We start from the raw sequence: 21,983 nt of genomic DNA, 5'->3' as shown, positions 1-21,983 counted from the left end.
GTATGCTGTTTCACCGCTTCGATGAACCATTCCGGGGGTTGTTCGGTTGCTGCTATAGTCCACTGCTGTTGTTCTGGCATATAAAGTTAAGTTAGGAGTTAGGAGTTAGGAGTGAAAAGCAATGCCCTGAGCCTGCCGTTCGCGCAGCGTCTCGTAGAGAAGGGTTAGGAGTTAAGAGTTGATTTATATAATATGGTGCGTTATACCAATTCTATGTGAGGCTGCGCTTTATTCATGTAGGGGCAATACCCTGCGGGAAGCTAAAGCTACATGAATTGCCCCTACAGTTGTAGTTTTGCTCCTAACTCCTAACTCCTAACTCATAGCTTTTGTTAGATTGGAGATTGATCCTCGGTCCTTTGAGATTCATTCACTAGAGGATTCAGGACTACTTCATTGGCAACGCTATCAGGTTTCCGGGCACGAATTGCCGGACGCGATCGCTTGTAACCTGCTCTTTCAGCTTTTTGGTGTTCGTAATCAATCAATCTGCCATAATATTCATGCTTGCTTAAATTCATCGACAAGAAAATATGCTGGCGGATATTACCAAAACCTTTGCGGTTAAAAAACTTTAATGCTGAAGTATTGGTGGGATCAGTGTCTACCAACATGAACCGCGCCCCATCTTCAATCATCCGGGCGACGACTTTATCAACCAACTTGTCTGCTACTCCCCGACGCTGGAATCTCGGACTAACTCCCAGCCATAAAATGTAACCGTAAGTCCAGGATGCTTTGGTGATGATGGTTCCCAAAATGAATCCTGCTAATTCTCCGTCTGTTTCGGCCACGAGGCAATATTCTGGATCGGTGTTGTAAAGTCCAATCACCTCCCATTCGTCCCAAGTGCGGTATAAATAAGGATATAAATCGCTAGTAAATAACCCTTCTCCCAAGTGGTAAACGGGAGCAATGTCATCAATTCCTAATTCGCGTACATAAATTGTTTCAGTTTCGTCAAAGTTTGACATAACTTGACATAGATTTAGAAGTTGTAATTTATTTATACCCTGATTGGATTTTACAAACATCCTCTAATTTATAGGGTTGAGCAGGACTTCTTGAATGCTGTCAAAATTTGGCAATGAGTCTTTTACTGCTTCTTCAGTAGCTTGTGTGCGCTCGCACCGTTTGGCAAACTGACAATAATCACAGGTTTTGCTACCCTCCACCACTTGCGGAAACTGCTGGTTATTTTGGTAATTTTCCAGCCAATTAGTTAACTGACTTAATAGTTGATTAAGTTTCTTTGCTGTTTGTGTGTGTTGAGCAGTATTGTAATTAAATTTAATATTTTGCGGTTTGCCCTCAGATTGGACAAACCAGTAAGTCATCGAAATCTTTTCTGGTAAATACTCGCTAGTTTCTGCCAATACATAAAGATAAAGCCGTGTTTGCCAGTTGGATGCTAACTTGCCTTGATTGGGTGGTTTAGGATAAGTTTTCCAGTCGAGAATTTGCGCTTGTTGGTTATCTGCAATCAATAAATCATAGACAACTGTCAGCAAATAGTCCTGAACTTGCAGAGTTCGGTAGTGTTCACTTTCGCGGAAAGTTTGATTATCAGATGCAGCCGTTAAAATTTCTGGGGCTGCATCGGCAAAACCTAGCATCCAGCTTTGCAGTTGAGTATCTGCTTGCAGGAAACTATCAATTGGCAAACCCATTTCTTGCTGCTGCATTAGCAAGTGAAAACGACTACCCAAAGTTTGGCGTTCTTCTTGTTCTGGATTTGAGGGCGAATTGAGTTTTTCTAGATAGGTATGTTGAAATTTACGCGGACAAGTTTCTAGTAAGTTAAGTTGTCCTTGAGACAGTCGCAGTAGTTGAGTGGGAGTTGACAGCATTCTTCTATTTTATAGGACTTAATGCTGTGTGCATTCTAGATAGAAACCGCCCAGAACTAAAGTTCCTCTCTTATAACTAAAGTCCGTTAAAACTGACTAAACCGTGTCTATCTTGAAATCTGTAGTTCTTCGGTTATGAAACGGATTGGCCCTCATCCCCCACCCCATTCGCCCTTATCTGGGATTCGGGGAGCCAGAATTTCAAAGTCCCTCTCCCGTATCTGGGAGAGGGATTTAGGGTGAGGGCATAAAACTACGCTTCTCGACTTAGATGAGGTTTATAAGCTTTTCTGAGTCGTCTTGAGACGAATGAGTGCTATTAGACTGACTCAGAATTCATTTTGAGGCGGGCTAGATGAGAATGAAATAGCCCTGGGTGACAGCGTTAACCGCAGCGCAGTTAGTGACGTTAAAAGCTTTCGGGGTAGTGGAAGATGCAGAGCAAAAATAAAAGGTAAAAGGATAAACTTTGCGTTTCTTTGATCCTTTTACCTTTTTTATGTATCTGATGCTTATTTCATGTTAGCTCTTGCGTCCTTGACTGCGGCAAAGAAAAATAATCCTGTAAGTGGAATGCTTAATGCTAGGATAATTGCCGTGGCTGGGACGCCAAAATCTGGTTGTCCATAACTGAGTTCAAAAATAGAACCGACAGCTGCGATCGCACTTACACAAGAACCACCCAAAAATAAACCGCTTTTTGGAGTTAAATACACTACTAGCCCCCTATGCTATTGGTTTCACCGCTTGATACGAGAAGCCATTCTTAGATAGCTCCTGGACTAAAGTCAAGGAATTTTCTACACGGTCTACAAATACTACACCGTTGAGGTGATCCATCTCGTGCTGAATGCAGCGTCCCAAGAGGTCATTAGCCTTTAATGTTCGGGGACGACCGTACTCGTCTTTATAGGCAATTTCCACGACTTCGGGGCGCTTCACCTCTAGGAATACATTGGGAATACTCAAGCATCCTTCTTCGGCAACAGAGATGTCGCGGCTGACTTGTTTAATGGTGGGGTTAATCAACACCAAGGGCGGATTAGCTGCGTTCTCTGGTTCCAAGTCGATGACAATTAGTTGTTTGTGAATTCCTACTTGGGGTGCAGCCAAACCAATGCCATCTTTGCTGTACATAGTTTGCAGCATTTCGCGCACCATTTGGCGGAGTTCGTCATCTACTTTAGAAATCCGCTTTGCAGGTTGACGCAGCACGCGATCGCCTAAATAATGAAGCTCCAAAGGTGGATTTTTTAACTTTTTTTTCTCTACAGCAATTTCAGAGGGCATGAGTCTCGATGGCTAGATGGTGAAAATTCCTACTACTTTAATTCTATCAAGCTCGTCACTAGTCAGTTGTAATCAAGTGCTGAGTTATGAGTTATGAATTATAAATTATAAATTCTTAACTGGGGTGATGTGTGTTTAAATCTCTCACGAAACTGGATTACCTGCTCAAAGAAACTTTCCTCGGTTTATTGCGGGGAGGTTGGATGAATTGGGCAGCTGTAAGTACTGTGACGGTGCTACTGTTTTTATTCGGCTTGAGTCTGCAAACCTCTTGGCAAGTCGAAAAACTCCTCTATCAGTTTGGTAGTCAGCTAGAAGTATCAGTTTATCTCCAACCGGATACGCGGATCGAAAGCATTCAGCCACTAATTGCAAAAATGCCAGATGTGGCGGCGATAGAAACTATTACCAAAGAGGAAGCTTGGACTAAGTTAGTTAAGGAAATGAGAATTTCTGATATTGAAAGTGCTACCCAGGAGTTAGGTGAGAATCCCCTGGTTGATGAGATGAAGGTGAAAGCACGTAATTCTCAAGTTGTGCCAAATTTAGCAACGCAGTTGGCTAAGTTACCAGGAGTTGAGACGGTGCAGTATGTCGATGAAGTAGTCAAACGTATTGCCCAGTTGCACCAAGGTCTGAACTGGATTACTTTAATAATTACAACTATTCTGACTTTAAGTGCGATCGCAGTGACTACCACCACAATTCGGTTGATTGTGATGGCGCGACGCCAGGAAATTGAAATTATGCAACTGGTGGGAGCAACTTCCGTTTGGATTTACCTCCCGTTTATTTTACAAGGAATTAGCTTTGGCTTAGTTGGTAGTGCGATCGCTTGGAGTTTCATTTCTGTGATTCAACAGTTTCTCGGTAAGTTGCTAGTCAATCAACCTGAATTTATCCAAGTCATCACCAACAGAGTGCAACTCACTCCAGCAGAAATTTTATTATTGCCCCTGATTCTCTTAAGTTTCGGTGCAGCTGTAGGATTAATGGGGAGCTTATTTGCTGTCCGACGTTTTGCTAAAGGTTAATCATTAGTCCAATGACAAATGACAATTAAATAATTCGTAATTCGTAATTAAAGACATTTTCAGACGTTCGGGTAGCGTCTGGCAGAGAAGAGAAGTGCCTTGCGGGGGTGGAGGAGTTTGTGGCAACTTAGGGGGATTTAAACCCCAACTGAAACTGACACTACGTGTAATGGTTGGGGTCTTAAACCCTTTTATTTACGATAACAAATGACAAAACCTATGAAATCGCAATGGGAATGTTTTTTGCAAAATCTCGGTGTATGGCAAGGTTCATTCACCAATTTTTCTCCCCAAGGTACACTTCTCAAGGATACTCCTAGCTGTCTTTCCCTAGAAGGTTTGAACAATAACCAGACAGTGCGCCTAACTCTGAGCCGTTCGGGACAAGATATGATCAGAGAATTTAGTTCTGTGGGAGGGGGTCTGCTGTTTTTTGAAAATGGTTCGTTTTCTGAAGGTTTAATTCAGCTAGGGCCATTTTCCGAATTCGGTGGAGAACTTGCTTTGGTTCATGAAAATCGCCGCTTGCGTCTGGTGCAACTCTTTGATAAAACTGGTCAGCTAAAGGAATTAATTTTAATTCGAGAACATCTAGCTGGAACCCTAGCAGCAGAACGTCCAACTTTGCAGATAAATGACTTGTTGGGAGAATGGCTTGGCCAAGCAGTGACAATATATCGAGATTTGCGATCGCGTAGCGTCTCCGTTCGCGCAGCGTCCCGCAGGGAAGGAGATTCGCCTGATACTTACTCTACAACCCTAAAATTACAACTTGATGATGCTGGGCGATTAATTCAAAGTACTTCTTTTGCAGAACGCACAATTATCTCAACTGCTACCATCAAAGATCAGATCATCCTTTTTGATCAAGATTCCCAAAAGCAGGTGCAAGTATTACTTTTACCAGATGGCGCTTCTGCAACTTCTCCTCTCAAGGTACAGTTACGTCAACCCTTATTTCTAGAAGTGGGTTGGTTAATCCAGCCAAACCTGCGCCAACGGATGATTCGCAGCTACAACGACAAAGGCGAATGGGTTAGTCTGACATTAGTTACTGAAGAAAAAGTGTAAGGGATTTGTTAGCCTGTGCCGCTGATTTCGACTAAGGGCTTCACCTGCTTGCTAAAGTTAATGGCGATTGCCAATAAACTAGACTAATTTAGGACTTACGCAAAAGCACACGCTGTAGGGGCAATACCCTGCGGGAAGCTAAAGCTACATGAATTGCCCCTACCTGAAAATAAGGGTTTCGGTTATTGTTTGCGTAAGTCCTGTAATTAACAAACTTTTCATTCAGCATCCGCTATGGAAGTTAAATATCTCACGACCGATGAACTGAAAATCTTGATATCTAAAATCTGATAGTTTGACCTGTTTGATAGGCTAAATTTTTTAGTCTCAGCCAAACTAACATCGTACAAGCGATATGATTTCTTTGAAGACGGGCTTTACGACATTGACATGATTCAATGCCAGTTAGTTGTTTTATCTCTCTGTGAAACTCCTCTATTTTCCAACCGATTTTACACACTTTTGGTGCAATATGCGTAGAACTTTGAGATATATCATTAGTTGCGATATAATCCGTTCTATCGTTTGGATTCGTTTTTTGGCTCCTTTGTTTGCCATCACTTAGTTTCAAAAGGAGAATATCTTGGATGGCTCGAAATAAAAAGAAATCAGCCGGGTTTAAGTATGAGCATCCACTTTACTCTAGATGCCCAATTTGTTGTATTGTCCCGCCCCACATGCTGGAAAATGTCGTTGTCAATGGCAACCCCCAGCAGCGTACTTGGGCTTTTCATACATTAAATCTTTCGGCACAGTTTCGTGGACGGAGAGATGTTGTCGGTAATATTTCTTTTGCACCTTCTCCGGGTGAAAAGCGCCGCACTATTTACGATGCCAAAAATGCACAGCAACTCCCTGGCACATTGGTGCGTGCTGAAGGAGATCCCGCCAGTAGTGATGCAGTGGTGAATGAAGCCTACGATGGAGCTGGTGCTACTTATGACTTATTTCATGAGATATTCGATCGCAATTCGATTGATGACAAAGGACTGCGTTTAGACTCCACCGTGCATTATGGCGTCAAATATGATAACGCCTTTTGGAACGGCAACCAAATGGTTTATGGTGATGGCGACGGAGAACTGTTTCAACGCTTCACAAAGTCAATTGATGTGATTGGGCATGAACTAACTCATGGTGTAACCCAGCATCAAGCAGGTTTACAGTATTATGGCGAACCTGGGGCACTAAATGAATCGTTTTCTGATGTCTTCGGTTCTTTAGTGAAACAAAAGTCCAAAAATCAGACTGCACAAGAGGCAGACTGGCTGATTGGTGAAGGTCTTTTGGTACCCACTGTTAAAGGTGTTGCCCTCCGCTCCATGAAAGCACCGGGAACAGCATACGATGATTCAGTATTGGGTAAAGATCCCCAACCCGCGCATATAAAAGATAAATATACTGGTGTTGATGATAATGGTGGGGTTCATATCAACTCAGGAATCGCTAACTATGCCTTTTATCTAGCGGCTGTTGAGATTGATGGTTATGCTTGGGAGAAAGCTGGCAAAATCTGGTATATAGCTTTACGCGATCGCTTAGATACCAAAGCAGATTTTAAACAAGCTGCCAGTGTCACCATTCAAATTGCTGGCGAACTCTACGGTAATGACAGTAATGAGCAGAACGCTGTGCAGAACGCTTGGCAAAAGGTTGGAGTTATTTAGAGACGCGATTAATCGCGTCTGTACAGGAGAGACGCGATTAATCGCGTCTGTACAGGAGTTAGGAGTTTTTTCTTAACTTATAACTTTTTAGATGTATTGTTTGTTATTGCTAAACTGGGAGCTGATAACTATCATCTCCCAGTGTTTGTATTTATCCCAACTGAATAACACAACTGAGAGCAAAAAAAATGCGGGTATCATTTGAACGCACGGGCGGCTTTGCTGGAATCAGCAAGAAGACTACCGTTGATACAGACACTCTGCCGCCAAATGAAGCTGCGACACTTCCCCAACTGGTGGAAGTTGCTGATTTATTTAGGCTACCTGAACTAATTACTTCGCCAAATCAAGAGAGCGATCGCTTTCAGTATAAGTTAACAGTAGAAGATAATGGCAAACAGCATACCGTAACTGTCAGTGAGTCAGCATTGCCAGGAACCTTAAGACCCCTAATTGAATGGCTACACGGTATAGCACAGAAAAGGTAAAAAGTAAAAATTACTCATAGCTCTTTGTTGCCGTAATCAAAAATATAAAAGATCAAATACTAATACGCTTTAGTGTAGATGGTCAAGGGGTAGGGTTTATAGTGAAGACTCTAATCCAAATTTATTTTAATGAATAAATCTTTTAATTCTTCAGCAATTTATTGGGGTGGATTTCCTGATAATGCGTAGGCGTAGCCCGCACTTCGGCAAGCTCAGTGACCACCGCAGGCATCGCAATTAAACTTGACTAGCTTGCTTTAAGTCTCCTCTGAGTTTAGCAGTAAAAGCTGCTTCGACCAAATCCATCGCCTGTTTATGCAACTCCTGAATCGTGATAACAGATGAGGATAATTCTTCATCAGTTGCAGTCATTAGAGAAGCCGATGGGGTATCAAGTTGTGATACTGTTTAAGACTCAATATTTATATCTTGCAAGAATTCACAAGAAAAGAGCGATCGCTTTTTTGTTAATGTTGTACTATTGCTTCGGCGTAGCCCGCACTTCTCTACCAGAGGCTGCGCCAACGGCTTGGCTCAGTGACCACCGTAGGTATCGCCTGTCTTTCAAGTACCTTGTTTATCTAGTATTAAATTCCTCAACTTTTCTTCATCAAAAGTAAGCCCGTGACGTTCCAAATATGGGCGTAAATTTATTTTAATGAATAAATCTTTTAATTCTTGGGCAATCTCTTGGGGTGGGTTTCCTGATAATGCGATCGCAATTAAACGTTCTGCCGCTCGAAATTCACCACAGTCTATTGCAAGAGTTGCAGCACTGCGATGTAATACTGAACGAGTCGGCTCGGCATCAAGTTGATTAGCAATCAGTGCAGCAGCTTGAGATTCTTTTTCAAAAGCTTGTCGAGAAACGTGACTAGCTTGCTTTAAGTCTCCTCTGAGTTTAGCAATAAAAGCTGCTTCGGCCAAATCCATCGCCTGTTTATGCAACTCCTGAATCTGACTCATTTTTCCACAATAAAAGATAGAGGTCTGCTAAATTCAACAATAATAATGTAGGCTGGAAATTCGCCATCAGAAGGATTAGTTTGCTCGATTTTTTGTTTTATTCTAGCTCTAACCCTGCTATCATCTGCTTTACGTATACCTGAAACTTCCAGCCTTACTTTATTTTGAAACGGAAGTTCACCTGCTTCATCTTCGCTACCTAACCAATAATCAAATCCAGTGCCTTTGCACGATCGCTCAATGACTGTAAACTGAGTTAATTGTCTGATGAGCATAAAAGCAATGCCATAGGCTGCTTGTTCTGTGGTAAACTCTTTATCATTCCAGCAACGGAGCATTTGCTGTGTAATAGGTTGCCAATATAGTCTAAAGCTGGCGGTAAATTCTCCATTAACTGTGAGTTCTACACCCTGTAAATGACCTTGATCATCCAAACACACCGCACAAGCTTCTGCTAAAGCTGCTCCAAAAGATGGAGTTACAGCGGGTAGTCCTTCTTCTAATTTAGTTAATACTAACTCTTGGGGTTTATCCAAGCTAAATAGAGCGAATCTTACCGTGATTATTTTGATTATACTTTACTTGCAGTTCCAGAAATGCAATAAACTACAATTATTATTTTCCATCCTCTAGTATTAATATAGACTCAGCAGTACGCCCAAATTCTTCTGGTGCATATTGCAAGTGAACTTGGGCACCAGGCCAAGAAAATGTACCAGGAGTCACAGAACGGACTAAGTAATGCAGGCTATAAACTCCTGGTTCCACGTGGTCGGTGTATGCGATAATGCGATCGCGGTACACATTCTTAAACCCAAGTTCCCAGTTATCGGCTTTTGCTTGTAATGCAGCTGTGGTAGTTTGAAAACTTGCATCCACCGCCTCAAAACCCGATGGTAGCGGATCTTTAATCACCACATGATCCACAGGATGATCAGCGATGATTTCTAAACCAATATCAAACACCTGTCCAGAGGCTAAAGTCAAGGGTTTATCGAAAGCGTAAATACCTGTTTTTTGTAAAACTTTCTCTTTATTTACTTGACTAATTTCTCGTGTTATGCGTAAGCCGTTAAATCTGCCTGATTGATTTCCTTGCAAGTGATAATTATAAGCAACCAGATAGTGCAAAGTGCCATTACCTGATTTTTGCAATGTTAAATCATTACGACCACGAGGTAATTTATTCATCGGCACATTTAGCTGTAAACTAGGATTCTTATACCCTTCAAACCGATTTTCTCCTAACTTATTACCAGCTAATTGCACTGTGGCAACAAAATTAGGCGGCGTGGGTTGCAGTTGGCTATATTCTACCAAAGCTGTTAAGGCTTGAGCATTGTTATAGTTAGTTTGCCATGTGCCATCCCGTCGTAATGCCAGAAGACTTTGGAATAACTTATCTATAACTTCGGGTTTACTCTGCTTGGCAATAAATAAACGTAAAGCTTCCGCCTGCGTCGCAGTAGATGAACTCATCCATCCCCAACTATCTGGTAAACTCACAATTGCTGTGCGACCAGTTTCATAGATATTCTGTTGCAGCTGGTTCACTAATTGTTGAGATTCGTCTTGCCATTCTGGGAATTGAGATAAGTATCGCGCTAGTTTAATTTGAGTTACGACATCAAAGTTATTGCGTTGTCCATAAATATCTGCAAGAAAAGTATTGCGTTTTTCCCCAATTTGTGCCAGTGCTATTAAAGCATTAAGTTGCAGTTGCCTTTTACATAATTGCTGTTTGCAAAAATCGTATTCTCCAGGATTCGCCAGAACTTTTTGCAAATAAGCTTTCAGGCGAGACAGCATTGCAGAATCGACTAAATTAGGGAATACCTGACTGGCTAAAGCCAAAGATTCACCTGTATAAGAAGAAACCCAAGGGTCGGATTTTTCTTGTCCGGGGAAAGTAGTAAAGCCACCATCTGCTATTTGGAGTTTTTGTAATTTTTCAATTGCTTTACTTGCCTGTTGGCTAGGATTAAATTCTGCAAATACCTGGCCATATTTTTGGGCAATAGTTTGTAGATTAGCCGCAATGATTAATTGACTCGCCGCAGGTTCGGTAAACGGCAAATCATCATCTTCTAAAACCTGCTTTGCTGGTGCTTGAATCTCCGTTATCAAAGTACTCGCCAACTGAATATCTAAACCTCCCGCATCTGGGAAGGTATTTTTATCAACATTCAGGGGAATCTTCACCTGTTTCTCAGTGACACCAGTTTCAACGACTTGTTCTGTAATTTCAACTGGCTTAATTTCCAAAGGTACTTCAAAAGCATCTGCGGCTGTATTTAGCTGAGTGGTAAAGCGAACTTTAGCAATTCCCACACTATCCGCCACCATTGGAAAGCGATAAGCATGAGTTGCAGATTCAGCTTTGGTTTGCAAAGCAGTAGTTGTGGGGTTTTTGTCAGCAAACTTCACAGTACCGCTAAGTTCGCCATTAATTGAGAGATTTCCTGTAGTCCCGGTGTTGTTTGTTACAGATAAACCAGCAAGGATGCGATCGCCTGGACGGGCAAATTGTGGCAAGATGACATTAGTTAGCAGTGGCTTTATGGTGATAAACGTCGCGTCCCCATTCCCGAAACGCAGATTTCCATCGGTGGCCACAGCCATCACCCGCCATGTAGTTAAGTCATCTGGCAATTTAAAGGTTATCTGTGCATTACCATTTGCATCGGTGAGGACAGAACCGTTGTAGTAAGCTAAAGCTTGAAAATCTGTCCGGGTGCGAGTATTAGCTGCACCAGTTGAGAAACCACCGCCATAACCCCAACCTTTGGGTTTAGCTACATCTTGTGGTTGTAATATTACATCCCGTCGATTATCGCTAAAACGGGTAGATATTAACTGTTCTGCATAAACTGTATCCACCAAATTTGGCGGACGATAACCAGAAAGTTGTAACACCGCTTCATTTACCACCATGACTGTAAACTGTCCTTTGATGGGGTTTCCTTGATTGTCCTTCAATTCTAGCTGTATTGTTTCCTCTGCACCCGGTTCTAATGATGCTTGCACCGGCTTAACTTGCAGTTTTAAATACTTATCTTCTAAGTTAACTTTAAAAGGTGTAAAACCAATCTTCACCAAGTTATCTAAACTTCCTGCTTCCACTTGGTTTATGGGTTTACCTTGTCTTACTAATACAGCTTCGATGGCTGCATTTGGCAGCATTTCTGGCGTAACTTGAAACTGAATTTTTGGTGCGCTTCCCTGAACTTTGGTAATTTGCTGATAAATGGGTTTGTCTTTAATCACAGCAAAGTACAATTCTGCAGCTGGATAGGGAGATTGAATTAGTACAGTAGCGGTTTCTCCGGGTTTGAACTCTTTTTTATCTAATTTAACTTCTAAGACATCTTTTTCTCCCGAACCCCAAAATACTGAATTTCCTCCAGTTGCCCAAATTTGTAAATCTGTGGCACTTAATTCGGATTTGGCATCGCTAAAATTAACTCTAATCCGGTATGAACCAGATTCCGGCGCTGTTAAATTTACCGATTGCGGATTGCTAGCAGATGTAATTTCTGCTTGTCCTACTGTTTTATATTCAACTTGATTTTTTGGTGTTCGGCTACCTTCCACCAACTGCGTGACGCTGCTGTATTTTATCTGTTGTAATTCCAGGCGTACCCGTTGACCTGTTATCGGTTTTCCTGTAGGATCAGTAACAATCACTTCAATGGGAAAAGCCTTACCAGTATCAGCAATAAAATTACTTTTTAACCCAATGAGGCGATTACTTGGTAAGGCTGTAAAAGTTTTGGAATTCGCTACAGACAGATTAGAAACATCTGCAACTTGTACATCCACCCGGTAAGTCATCGAATATGGTAAATCATTAGCCACATTCACCGTTTGACTACTTTTACCATTAGCATCTAATTGGGCATTAGTTTGCAACACATCACTAGATATAGTCGGAGTTTCTTCCGGCCATAACCATTGTCTACCAAAAGTAAATTCCTCCCAACCTTTAGGAATAAAATTAGCCTGCTGACGAGTAATAAAGTATTTTGCTTCTCCACCTTCTACAGGCGCACCAAATAAATAATTACTTGTAGCATTAATATCCACTTTCTCGTCAATGAGGGCAAATTCTTTATCTAAGTTGAGTTCGACTTTAAAATTGGGTGGCTTAAACTCAGCAACCCGAAATTCTCCAGAAATTTCTTGCCCGTTCTTTCCCTTCGCCTGGATTGTATGATAGCCTAAGCGCTGAGTAGTTTTGATTGGCAATTCCAGAGAAAATGTGCCAAATTCATTTGTAGTTTTCGTACCTAAGTTAGTCTTTTGTCCATCAGGATTTACCAAAGTTAATTGGTAAACAGCATTTTTATCTTGCTGGATTGCACCATTTTGTAAATAGTCCGCAAAACCAGTTAACCAAGCTTTTTCTCCTGGTTGATACAACTGTCTATCTGAAAAAATTACCCCGCGTGATTCTGGCTTACTATCTTGCCAATCAGCATCAATACCATATCCATAACTGCCGCTATATTCTTCTGTTCTAGCGAATGCCCAATCTTGGTTTTCACGGGCGATTACTAATAATTGTGGTGATTTCCTAGAACTTTCTTTGCCAGAATAACATTGCGTTAATCCTTCACGAACAATTCTAAAAGTTCCATTTTCATCAGTTTTACCAGTTGCACAAGGTACAGGTTCCGGGCGAGATTTTGCCTCTAATTTTGATTGATAAATTTCAATACTACCATTTTTCACTGGTGAACCATCTGTAAGATGATTGACGCGAATTAAGCCTGACTCAGGAAACCACTGAGTAAATACGCCCAAATTCGTCAATTCAACCAAGCCATAAGTTGTCGGTTCTCGCCACAGTTCCTTACCATTCTCGTGATATTTATTAGTACGGGCTTGCACTCCGTAAGCTAACATTCCCGTAGCAGCACTTATTTTTTCTCGCAGAGGAACCGCAATATCAACTGATTGATTTTTCTTACCCGATACCTGAAAGCTTTGCCAATCAGAAGGTTGTGGTAATAAATCAATACTATTATTAAAATAAACTAAATCTGTCGGTTGAACTACTCTATAACCTGCTTTGTAGTTAGATTCTGGCAGATTTCCCACACTAATATTTAGCTGTAAATCTTTACCTGTGGGGAAAATATTCAAATCTGATGGTACCCAGATATCCCCAGCTAAATCTCCAGTATCATATTTCACTGTGACAGGTTTACCCAAAGTTTGCCCAAACTTATCTTTTAGATTAGCACCGATAGTAATTGTATAACTCTTGGCAGGTTCTAGCGCATAAGGATTGATGCCAACAATTTTATCTTCATCATTTATTTGGATAATTCTCGAAATCTCTTTTGGTGCTGGATTAATGGTAATATTTTCTTTAGCTGAATCTGGGAGTAAGACATTATTAAATTCTAGTTGCGGACTGCCTTTAAGAAATCTTCCAAAACTTCCCCCCGAATCTGGCTGTCCGTAAAAGTTAATTTTCTGAAATGCCAAAGGCGAATAAGTTGCTAACTTAGTGGCAAATTCTTTCTCTGTAGGTAGATTGCCATAAGCCGGACGTATTCCGGGAGAAAATACCAGGCGATAACGGGTTGATTTTTCGAGATTTTGCTGTGGGATGAGGTTATAAATCCAATTGCGTGCTGAGGGGTCAAATTTTTCTAAAGGGCCTTCTTCATTTTTTAATGGTTTTTCTTCTTTGTTGAATTCGACTTTAAAACCTATACCTTGATTTTTCCCTTCAGGAATTAACTGTAAATGTTCTTGTACAGAAGTTAAATCCAATTCTACATTTGAGGTAAATTGCAACTTCTGTTGTAAATCAATTGGTTCAACATCAGCCTTCTCAACAGGATTCACGCCAGGGAGATTAGTCAGGTTTATAGATTCAGTATTGAAAGTCCAAGGTAAATCTTTGTCTAGTCGATGATTTTTTAAATCGCCTAAACCTGCTTTGAGAGTGACTTGAAATCTTGTCGCTATTGGCAAAGCTTTATCAGCTTCAAAACCCACCATACGCGGTGTTAAAAAGCGAAATTGACCGGGTAAAGGCGGCGAAAGTGCAAATTTTTGTAATAGGTTTTGCTGTTCTGGACTATCAAGACTTTCAACTGGGATTAAAGCTTCTTTAAAACGGATGCGGATTTGGTTAAGAGATGTTGCATCCCCAATGGGACTAATTTGTTCAATCCAATCTGGTAATTTTGGGGGCGTGAGTGAGGAAACTGTTGGTAGTTGTTCTTTAGCTGAGTTGATATCAAAAAAATTACACCCTGCCATTCCTAGCATAAATGTAAAGAGGAGAATAAACTGTATTTTTCTCTTCCGCCTTGACGAATGCCTAATTTTTTTTAACGAACCGCCAAAGATGTGAAGGACGCGATAGAGAATTTTATGGTAGGAACGGAGTAAAACTCTGATAATCATATTTTTAGTAATTTAAAATTAAAAATTCGTAAATTATAGCGAACAAAACTTTGCATTACTTTATTAAGTGGGCACTCCCAAGACTAATAAAGTATGCCAGATGACTAGTTATTTGTACTCAAGCTTTGAATTTGACTATGTTTATTTACATTGATAACTAACTCAGTGTGATTGTTCCAAAAAATAACTACAATTCTTAACTATAAAGAAGTATTTAAATTTTGCTAACATTAATATACTGCTAAGTTAGTAAAAATGAATTATTAAGGATTTGACATATTTACTGATGTAGATGTAACTAACTCTGCGGGAAAATTAAGGTAAGTTTTCTTAGACAGGGGATTCCCTGATGAAACTAATTTCACGATCGCTACTCAAAATTAAGCACAGTAGTAAAATTATCCTACCTGTGCTGCTAATCTGTCTGATTGTACGGCTATTACCATATTTTGCGCCCATTCGTGCCGCAGACATTGCCCAAAATCAGTTAGCAATGCAATTTAGCGATCGCAATGGTTTACCATTAGGAACATTGCTCACCCGTGACCAAGAGCATACATCAGTAGTACCATTAAATCAAGTTTCGCCCCAGTTTATCCATGCCATTTTAGCCGCCGAAGATGGTAGCTTTTACCATCACGGGGCGTTGGATATGAAAGCTGTTATCCGCGCCAGCAAAGAAGCCATCCACGCGAAACGAATTATTTCCGGCGCTTCCACTATTACGATGCAATTGGCGCGGATGTTAGATCCCGTCCCCCGCAACTTCTCTGGTAAACTCAGTGAGATTTGGCTATCTTGGCGGTTAACAGCAGGGATGAACAAAGATGAAATCCTGGCTGCATATATCAATCGGCTGCCAATGGGAGGCAATATATATGGTGTGGAAGCAGCCGCGCAGACTTATTTTTCCATCCCAGCTAGTGAGTTGAATCTTGCCCAAGCTACTTTGTTGGCTGCTATTCCCAATAATCCCACATACTTTAACCCTTATGAGCGTTGGGAACGGCTGAAGCAGAGGCAAAAATATATCCTCAATCGGATGATACAGGAAAACTATATTAGTGCGTCTTCGACGAGCGCAGCACGAACACACACCGAAAAAGTTGTGTTTCAGTCTCGCCAGCGAGGAATTATCGCCGCACCACATTTTTTATTTTGGTTAGCCAATCAGTTATTCCAGACGCAAACAGAAAAAAATTCCCCCATCCGCACCACTATAAATCGTCCTTTGCAGCAGTTTGTCGAAGCACAGGTACAGCAGGTAATTTCTTTACTCGCCACCAACAATGTCCATGATGCAGCTGCGTTGGTGATTGACAACCGCACTGGTGAAGTTTTGGCTTATGTCGGTTCGCCTGATTATTTTAATGAAGTCAAACTGGGACGTAATGATGGAGTACAGGCGCTACGTCAACCAGGATCTACCCTCAAGCCTTTTATATATGAATTAGCTTTAGAAAAAAATTTAATTCGCCCAAATACGATTTTGGCAGATATACCTGCCCATTATGCAATTCCCGGCGCAAAACTTTACAGCCCCACAGATTACACCGAAAGGTTTCTTGGCCCTGTGCGCGTGCGAATCGCTTTAGCAAATTCCCTGAATGTACCCGCAGTGAGGGTATTAGAAAAAGTAGGTGTGGAAACTTTTTTAGAACGTCTGCATCAACTGGGATTTGAACACCTCAATCAAACCCCAGAACATTATGGTTTAGGGTTAACTCTAGGTAGTGGCGAAGTCAGTCTCTGGGAATTAGCCCATGCTTACCTAACTATAGCACGACAAGGAGATGCGACCCCTTTAGTAAGCACATTTTCCAATTTCCCACTCCCCAGTACAGACGCGATTAATCGCGTCTCTGCCTACTCCCCACTGGCTAAACACACGATATGGCAACTAATCACCAACATACTCAGCGATCGCCATGCTCGTGCAACAGCATTTGGTGTAGACTCAGTGTTAAATTTACCCTTTGCTTCTGCGGTTAAAACTGGCACTTCTTCCAATTTTCGTGATACTTGGACAGTTGGCTTCACCACAGATTACACCGTTGCTACTTGGGTAGGCAATTTTAACGGTGAACCGATGCGACAGGTTTCAGGAGTGACAGGGGCTGCACCCTTATGGAATCGAATTATGTTACATCTGCACGAACATCAGGAACCAGCAGGTTTTCCGCCTCCAGAAGGTTTAGTGCAATTACCTATTTGTGCAATTTCGGGGTTACGACCAACACCAGGTTGTACCTCAGTTGTGCAAGAATATTTCTATCCTGAAGATAAAAGTAACTACGAAGGTGAAAATCAGTTCAATTTACCACCAGAGTATGATGAATGGTTGGCAAAACAACAGCAATCGAATTTTACTTCTACTAATTTGAGAATTTTATCTCCGCATCATGGCGATTTATTTTTACTCTATCCAGCTGAAGAAGCGAAGCAAAAACTCGAATTTAAGCTAGTCGGAAATAAATCTGCGCCTGTGGAGTGGTGGCTGAATGGTGAAAAGCTAGATACACAGTCAGCTAATTCTTTATTTTGGTATTTGCGTCCTGGTAATTGGACTTTGGAAGCGAGAAGTGGGGAAATGAGTGATAAGGTAAGTTTTCAGGTGGAATTGGCTAATCTTAAACCCACGCGTCGGGGATTTTCTATTAGTAATTCTCCGGTAAAGAGGAATCGCCCATAATTAACAGGACTGTGTAGTTTTGGTTCTTCAGTACCTGTTATGCCAAATTATTAGTTAAACATCAAAATTTGGCTTAAAAAATAGGGTTAAAAGCCAAAATTATTGCTAAAATCCTAAAATGTTAGCAAATAATGCTAATTATGTTGATAAATAAGGCTTTCAGGGTTTTATCAAAGGAGTTTAGCATAGTAAGTACTGAAGAGCCGTAGTTTTTTGTAAGTCCTAATGAAATAGTAAGTGGCCGTGAATAAATCAGGACTTACGCAAACAATAGCTGAAAAGAATTATTTTTAGGTAGGGGCAATACCCTGCGGTCAGCCTTCGTCTACGTGAATTGCCCCAGAGTGCGTATAGTTTTGCGTAAGTCCTATAAATAAAATTCTACACTCAATATCTTCGGCTAAGAACAAGGATGAAGATAGAGGACTAATCTCTGTAAGCTAACAATAACTTGTATTTGAATATCGCTACTTTTTGCTAAAATATGATCCTAAATTCCAACTTATGTAAATATACTAACATAAATTTACTCAGATTTTTATTCTGATAAAATTTAAATACTAGTGGATATACGAGTTACGTTTCACTTTTATCTCAATAGGATGTAACCAAACATAGTAACTCGACTTAAATAATCAGCAGCATACTGAGAGTAAAACCTTTGTCAACTAAAGCTTCTCATTAATAAAACCGGAGTTCTATATATGCTAGTGAAATCTAGGCAAGAGCAATATTAATCAATCAAACCTGCAATTCAGAGATTTTGAGGTCACAATTAGACTTTTTCTGCAACCTATAACCTACTCTGTACAAGGATTTTAGACAAAATTTATCTACCTGTTTAGACAACGTAACAATGAGTCTTTCATATAGTTGCTGATAGGTTAAAGGTGGAAAATAGTGTTGTTTAATTTTGAGTACCTACCCTATTTCAGATGTTATTTAATCCGCGTTAGCCTTTTTAAGCATTAATTTGATACAACAGAGATAGCATTTATTTACTTGGTTTATGTCAAGTAACCTTTCTGACTAGTCTATTAGCTGTAATTACCTCTAATCATCCATTTTGACTAAGATTATTGGCAAATAGACTCAACTTCTTGCTAGCCGCATACTCTAACAACTAGCAAAAGTTTAAAAAAGCTATCTCTGAATTGACACAAGTTAAACAAAGAAGAATTCAAAATCAATCAGTAGGGGATTTAGCGCAAAGTGCGGTCTTTTCCCAAGGGGAGAAGAGGAGCAACTTTGTAAAAAAGACCCAGCACTTATTGAAAAGCACCAAATTTTGAATTTGGTGGGGGACTTAAAGCCCTTTATTCAAAGGCTCTCTACCAGACGCTGCGCGTAGCTTGCTTAAGAGTAGCGCGGACTCCTTCCTAACGCTGCGTCTATCCCCCACTCGTACAGAACTCAGAATGAATTCTAACTCCTGAATTCTGATTGTTAACTCAGCACGGGCTAAACGCCCCGCTACCTTTAACAGCACTCGCAACTCACCATTCTTCATTACCCACATCAAAAGGAAGTTGAAAATGTCAATTTTGTTTCCTCTACAGCCAAAACAGTGGCTCGGACGGATAGTATCTGCGCGGCTAGTTAGCTTGCTCGCCCTGCTTACTACTGTGATCCCCTTTGAGGTTCTTTCCACCCCAGCATTGGCCATCCCACCTGCTGCGTCTGTTGACACCAAAGTTAACGTGCCTAATACAATGACCTCTTGGCCCTTCAATACTAGCCGTTACTTGAAAGTGCCGCCCAACTTCTCCATCTCCGTTTATGCTCGCATTCCGAATGCCCGCTTTATCGCAGTTGCTCCTAATGGCGATCTTCTAGTGTCGCAGCCCTCTACAGGTAAAGTGCTAATTGTCAGGGCAAATGGCAGCAAAGACCCAATTATTTCTGAGTTCGTGACAGGTCTACGCAACCCACACGACATTGTGTTTCACACGATTAACAGCACCACATACATTTATATCTCTGAGAGTAATCAAATTAACCGCTTCATCTACAAATCTGGAGACATAACGGCGCACAATCGCCAAGTTGTCGTCGCCGGCTTACTAGATAGCAGCAGCCCGGAACTGAAAGGTGCTTACGGTCACGAACTGAAAAATATCGCACTCGATGGTAACGACAAACTATATGTGTCGATCGCCTCGTCCTGCAACGCCTGCGTGTCAGATACTGTCAGTAACCCACGGCGCGGTGCAATTTACCAGTACAACGCTGATGGAAGCAATCCACGGCTTTTTGCCCAAGGTTTACGCAATGCAGAAGGACTGGCATTCGTCCCCGGCACAAATGATCTCTGGGTAGCCGTTAATAATCGAGACAATATCGCCTATCCCTTCAAGGATGCTACTAACAACTACGGTAAGGTTATCCCCTCCTACGTGGACAACCACCCGCCAGAGGAGTTCACGCGAGTTCGAGATGGCGGTAACTACGGTTGGCCATTCTGCAACCCCAATCCTGACACCTCAAGTCGCTTCTACTATATGCCCTTCGACCGCGACTATCAGTTCAATGCTGATGGACATGTTAATTGCAATGCGATGGACAAGATTATCAGAGGTATCCCAGCGCATTCGGCTCCCTTGGGACTAACCTTCTTACAAAATACGAACTTTCCCAGCCTGTACTCAACTGGGGTACTGGTGGGGCTGCACGGCTCATGGAATCGGCAGTCGAAAAGTGGCTATAATGGCTATACAATAGCTTACTTTCCTTGGGACAGTACGACAAAGATTCCAGGAAACCAGATAGATTTAGTCAGCGGCTGGACACTTCCATTGACGGAAAAATACTGGGGGCGACCCGTGGATATGGCAGTAGATCAGCAGGGTAATTTGTTAATCTCAGATGACTACAGTGGCACGATCTACAAACTCTCCTACAAGCCTTCACGCTGATTTGTCATCGGATGTGGAAAAAGGGGAATGGTTCGCAAATGATGTTAGCGAACCACTCCCCAGATAAAAATGATTTCCAGATTTCATCCCATTTCGCACAAACTCTGATATAGGACTAGTATTTGATTTTTGAAATGGACGTAGTGCACTGTCTAGGCTAAAATAGTGCATTAGACGTAGGTTGGGTGGAGCGGAGCGCAACCCAACTGATTATCAGGATGTTGGGTTACGCAAAGCCTCCACCCAACCTACAATTTTTTTACTAGGTAACGCAAGGAACCTAGTTTACAGTGGTCTCATTGAACCAAGAATCCCCGTCCATTTATGGCGGGGAGTGTCAAAAGTAAGGTTGAAGCATCTAGTCGTAGCCGATTTGAATCCAGCAACAAATGATGATAGCGATCGCTATCATCAATGTAATGACCAATGACCAATGACTTTTGCCACAGTGTATTAATCCGATCACAGACTCTCGTAAGTGAGTTCCGCATTTGCCCAGTTAGTTTCTGCCAGAAATTCCCTAAATGTGGTCAGAAGTCCAGGAAACTGCTCTTCTCGTAAACGCTGGACATCAGCTTGATAACCTTCTTTGCGATACCACTGAATCAAATCGAACAGTTCCTTTTGCAGCAAGAGTAAGAAAATCCAGGCAGGTGTCTCTTTGTGGACAACTTTCATCCCCTGCGCTTGGGAGAATGCCTCTGCCATCCCAAGAGGAGTCAGCACATCGCCAGCTAACTCAATTTCTTGACCAATATACTTGGTGGGATGTTTGATTAGGTAGGCAGCAACGTGGCCCATGTCCTTGGTTGTAATTAGATGAAGGGGCTTATCTGGCTGAATAGAAAACGGGAAGCTACCTTTGAGAATAGAAGGTCGCGTGTACTTCTTCCAAAACTCCTCCATAAACAAGCAGGCTCGCAACATAGTAGTCGGTAAGCCAGCTTCTTTGAGAATTTTTTCTACTTGGTACTTTTGCTCAATCCGGGGGATTCCTGAATTCCTGTCCGCCCCACCTGCGGAATTGTAGACAAAGTGCTTAATGTCAGCTTGCTTGCTAACTTGTGCAACTCGCCTTGCCCTCTCTACCTCTAGCGGGTCAATTTTAGTGGAGTCCGCAGAAGTAGCGTGACAGTAAACAGCCGAAATCCCTGCAAAGGCTGTTATCAGGGAGGCTTCATCGTCGAGGTTAGCTTTTACCAGTTCAACTCCGGCATCGTTGAGCTTTGCAAGAGTTGGACGATTCAGGTCAATTTCTCTAGTGATGACTCGCAGGTTGGTAACTCCCTGTTGGAGAAATCCCTTGACGACATTTCCACCTGTGCCGCCAGTAACTCCGATGAGTAAGACTTTATCGGTGTTTGACTCTGTGCGATCGCGGAAATTTGACATTCTTTCTCCTACCTGGAGTTCTTCATTTAAATTAAGTTTATACAAAGACAGGAGAAGCAATCAATAAACTTGTACGATCACTTTGTCCTTTGCTAATGACCAATGACCAATGACCAATGACCAATGACCAATGACCAATGACCAATGACCAATGACCAATGACCAATGACCAATGACCAATGACCAATG

Annotated in this window: 16 protein-coding genes and 1 pseudogene; 6 read left to right on the top strand and 11 right to left on the bottom strand. The window is 41.6% G+C overall.

Annotated features, from left to right (window positions below; translation table 11 throughout):
• Window positions 1-332 precede the first annotated feature (332 nt).
• The 4 genes from ACYTXL_RS08520 to def form a co-directional block, all read right to left on the bottom strand.
• Window positions 333-974 (bottom strand): GNAT family N-acetyltransferase, encoded by a 642-nt coding sequence (locus ACYTXL_RS08520; RefSeq protein ID WP_461924331.1) that lies wholly within the window; start codon window positions 972-974, stop codon window positions 333-335.
• A 63-nt stretch (window positions 975-1,037) separates the two neighbouring features.
• Window positions 1,038-1,850 (bottom strand): PD-(D/E)XK nuclease family protein, encoded by an 813-nt coding sequence (locus ACYTXL_RS08515; protein ID WP_461924330.1) that lies wholly within the window; start codon window positions 1,848-1,850, stop codon window positions 1,038-1,040.
• A 512-nt stretch (window positions 1,851-2,362) separates the two neighbouring features.
• On the bottom strand, window positions 2,363-2,566 hold the full coding sequence (locus ACYTXL_RS08510) for a hypothetical protein (RefSeq protein ID WP_461924329.1): 204 nt from the start codon (window positions 2,564-2,566) through the stop codon (window positions 2,363-2,365).
• A 10-nt stretch (window positions 2,567-2,576) separates the two neighbouring features.
• Window positions 2,577-3,140, bottom strand: coding sequence for a peptide deformylase (gene def / locus ACYTXL_RS08505; RefSeq protein ID WP_335236589.1), 564 nt, complete (start codon window positions 3,138-3,140; stop codon window positions 2,577-2,579).
• A 131-nt stretch (window positions 3,141-3,271) separates the two neighbouring features.
• On the opposite strand from def, the gene ACYTXL_RS08500 reads away from it, so the two are divergent.
• Window positions 3,272-4,174: a cell division protein FtsX gene (locus tag ACYTXL_RS08500; RefSeq protein WP_461924328.1), complete on the top strand. Its 903-nt coding sequence runs from the start codon at window positions 3,272-3,274 to the stop codon at window positions 4,172-4,174.
• Between the two features lie 219 nt (window positions 4,175-4,393).
• Window positions 4,394-5,245 (top strand): DUF3598 family protein, encoded by an 852-nt coding sequence (locus ACYTXL_RS08495; RefSeq protein WP_461924327.1) that lies wholly within the window; start codon window positions 4,394-4,396, stop codon window positions 5,243-5,245.
• 289 nt (window positions 5,246-5,534) lie between these two features.
• On the opposite strand, the pseudogene ACYTXL_RS08490 reads toward ACYTXL_RS08495, so the two are convergent.
• Window positions 5,535-5,768: pseudogene (locus tag ACYTXL_RS08490) on the bottom strand (IS701 family transposase); the annotation flags it as partial.
• A gap of 64 nt (window positions 5,769-5,832) precedes the next feature.
• On the opposite strand from ACYTXL_RS08490, the gene ACYTXL_RS08485 reads away from it, so the two are divergent.
• Together ACYTXL_RS08485 and ACYTXL_RS08480 are read left to right on the top strand one after the other, a co-directional pair.
• A complete protein-coding gene (locus ACYTXL_RS08485; RefSeq protein WP_461924326.1) occupies window positions 5,833-6,912 on the top strand; it encodes a M4 family metallopeptidase in 1,080 nt (359 codons plus the stop codon).
• Window positions 6,913-7,100: 188 nt separating this feature from the next.
• On the top strand, window positions 7,101-7,400 hold the full coding sequence (locus tag ACYTXL_RS08480) for a protealysin inhibitor emfourin (RefSeq protein ID WP_461924325.1): 300 nt from the start codon (window positions 7,101-7,103) through the stop codon (window positions 7,398-7,400).
• Window positions 7,401-7,637: 237 nt separating this feature from the next.
• Here the strand turns inward: ACYTXL_RS08480 and ACYTXL_RS08475 are convergent, their stop codons facing one another.
• The 4 genes from ACYTXL_RS08475 to ACYTXL_RS08460 all read right to left on the bottom strand — a co-directional run bounded on the left by ACYTXL_RS08475 (window position 7,638) and on the right by ACYTXL_RS08460 (window position 14,657).
• Window positions 7,638-7,772 (bottom strand): hypothetical protein, encoded by a 135-nt coding sequence (locus tag ACYTXL_RS08475; RefSeq protein ID WP_461924324.1) that lies wholly within the window; start codon window positions 7,770-7,772, stop codon window positions 7,638-7,640.
• A gap of 192 nt (window positions 7,773-7,964) precedes the next feature.
• A complete protein-coding gene (locus tag ACYTXL_RS08470) occupies window positions 7,965-8,366 on the bottom strand; it encodes a hypothetical protein (protein ID WP_461924323.1) in 402 nt (133 codons plus the stop codon).
• Window positions 8,363-8,902: a hypothetical protein gene (locus ACYTXL_RS08465; protein ID WP_461924322.1), complete on the bottom strand. Its 540-nt coding sequence runs from the start codon at window positions 8,900-8,902 to the stop codon at window positions 8,363-8,365. The genes ACYTXL_RS08470 and ACYTXL_RS08465 overlap by 4 nt, the downstream gene beginning before the upstream one ends.
• A gap of 79 nt (window positions 8,903-8,981) precedes the next feature.
• On the bottom strand, window positions 8,982-14,657 hold the full coding sequence (locus ACYTXL_RS08460) for an alpha-2-macroglobulin family protein (protein ID WP_461924332.1): 5,676 nt from the start codon (window positions 14,655-14,657) through the stop codon (window positions 8,982-8,984).
• Between the two features lie 487 nt (window positions 14,658-15,144).
• Here ACYTXL_RS08460 and pbpC point away from each other — a divergent pair, with 487 nt between their 5' ends.
• Window positions 15,145-17,487, top strand: coding sequence for a penicillin-binding protein 1C (gene pbpC / locus ACYTXL_RS08455; RefSeq protein WP_461924321.1), 2,343 nt, complete (start codon window positions 15,145-15,147; stop codon window positions 17,485-17,487).
• 1,535 nt (window positions 17,488-19,022) lie between these two features.
• Entirely contained in the window at window positions 19,023-20,402 is a 1,380-nt protein-coding gene (locus tag ACYTXL_RS08450) for a PQQ-dependent sugar dehydrogenase (protein WP_461924320.1), read from the top strand.
• A gap of 296 nt (window positions 20,403-20,698) precedes the next feature.
• Here the strand turns inward: ACYTXL_RS08450 and ACYTXL_RS08445 are convergent, their stop codons facing one another.
• On the bottom strand, window positions 20,699-20,893 hold the full coding sequence (locus ACYTXL_RS08445; protein WP_461924319.1) for a hypothetical protein: 195 nt from the start codon (window positions 20,891-20,893) through the stop codon (window positions 20,699-20,701).
• Window positions 20,865-21,839, bottom strand: a complete 975-nt coding sequence (locus tag ACYTXL_RS08440) for an NmrA family NAD(P)-binding protein (protein ID WP_461924318.1) — start codon at window positions 21,837-21,839, stop codon at window positions 20,865-20,867. The genes ACYTXL_RS08445 and ACYTXL_RS08440 overlap by 29 nt, the downstream gene beginning before the upstream one ends.
• Window positions 21,840-21,983 lie beyond the last annotated feature (144 nt).

The organism is Nostoc sp., assembly GCF_054880495.1.
The sequence above is the reverse complement of the archived record's forward strand: the minus strand, read 5'-3'. Positions and strand labels throughout refer to the sequence as shown.

Excerpts from the sequence above, each read along its gene's own strand:
- ACYTXL_RS08520 (WP_461924331.1), bottom strand. The coding sequence starts at position 974 with ATGTCAAACTTTGACGAAACTGAAACAATTTATGTACGCGAATTAGGA.
- ACYTXL_RS08495 (WP_461924327.1), top strand. The coding sequence starts at position 4,394 with ATGAAATCGCAATGGGAATGTTTTTTGCAAAATCTCGGTGTATGGCAA.
- ACYTXL_RS08470 (WP_461924323.1), bottom strand. The coding sequence starts at position 8,366 with ATGAGTCAGATTCAGGAGTTGCATAAACAGGCGATGGATTTGGCCGAA.
- def (WP_335236589.1), bottom strand. The coding sequence starts at position 3,140 with ATGCCCTCTGAAATTGCTGTAGAGAAAAAAAAGTTAAAAAATCCACCT.
- ACYTXL_RS08445 (WP_461924319.1), bottom strand. The coding sequence starts at position 20,893 with ATGCGGAACTCACTTACGAGAGTCTGTGATCGGATTAATACACTGTGG.
- ACYTXL_RS08485 (WP_461924326.1), top strand. The coding sequence starts at position 5,833 with ATGGCTCGAAATAAAAAGAAATCAGCCGGGTTTAAGTATGAGCATCCA.
- ACYTXL_RS08450 (WP_461924320.1), top strand. The coding sequence starts at position 19,023 with ATGTCAATTTTGTTTCCTCTACAGCCAAAACAGTGGCTCGGACGGATA.
- ACYTXL_RS08475 (WP_461924324.1), bottom strand. The coding sequence starts at position 7,772 with ATGACTGCAACTGATGAAGAATTATCCTCATCTGTTATCACGATTCAG.
- ACYTXL_RS08515 (WP_461924330.1), bottom strand. The coding sequence starts at position 1,850 with ATGCTGTCAACTCCCACTCAACTACTGCGACTGTCTCAAGGACAACTT.
- pbpC (WP_461924321.1), top strand. The coding sequence starts at position 15,145 with ATGAAACTAATTTCACGATCGCTACTCAAAATTAAGCACAGTAGTAAA.
- ACYTXL_RS08480 (WP_461924325.1), top strand. The coding sequence starts at position 7,101 with ATGCGGGTATCATTTGAACGCACGGGCGGCTTTGCTGGAATCAGCAAG.
- ACYTXL_RS08460 (WP_461924332.1), bottom strand. The coding sequence starts at position 14,657 with ATGCTAGGAATGGCAGGGTGTAATTTTTTTGATATCAACTCAGCTAAA.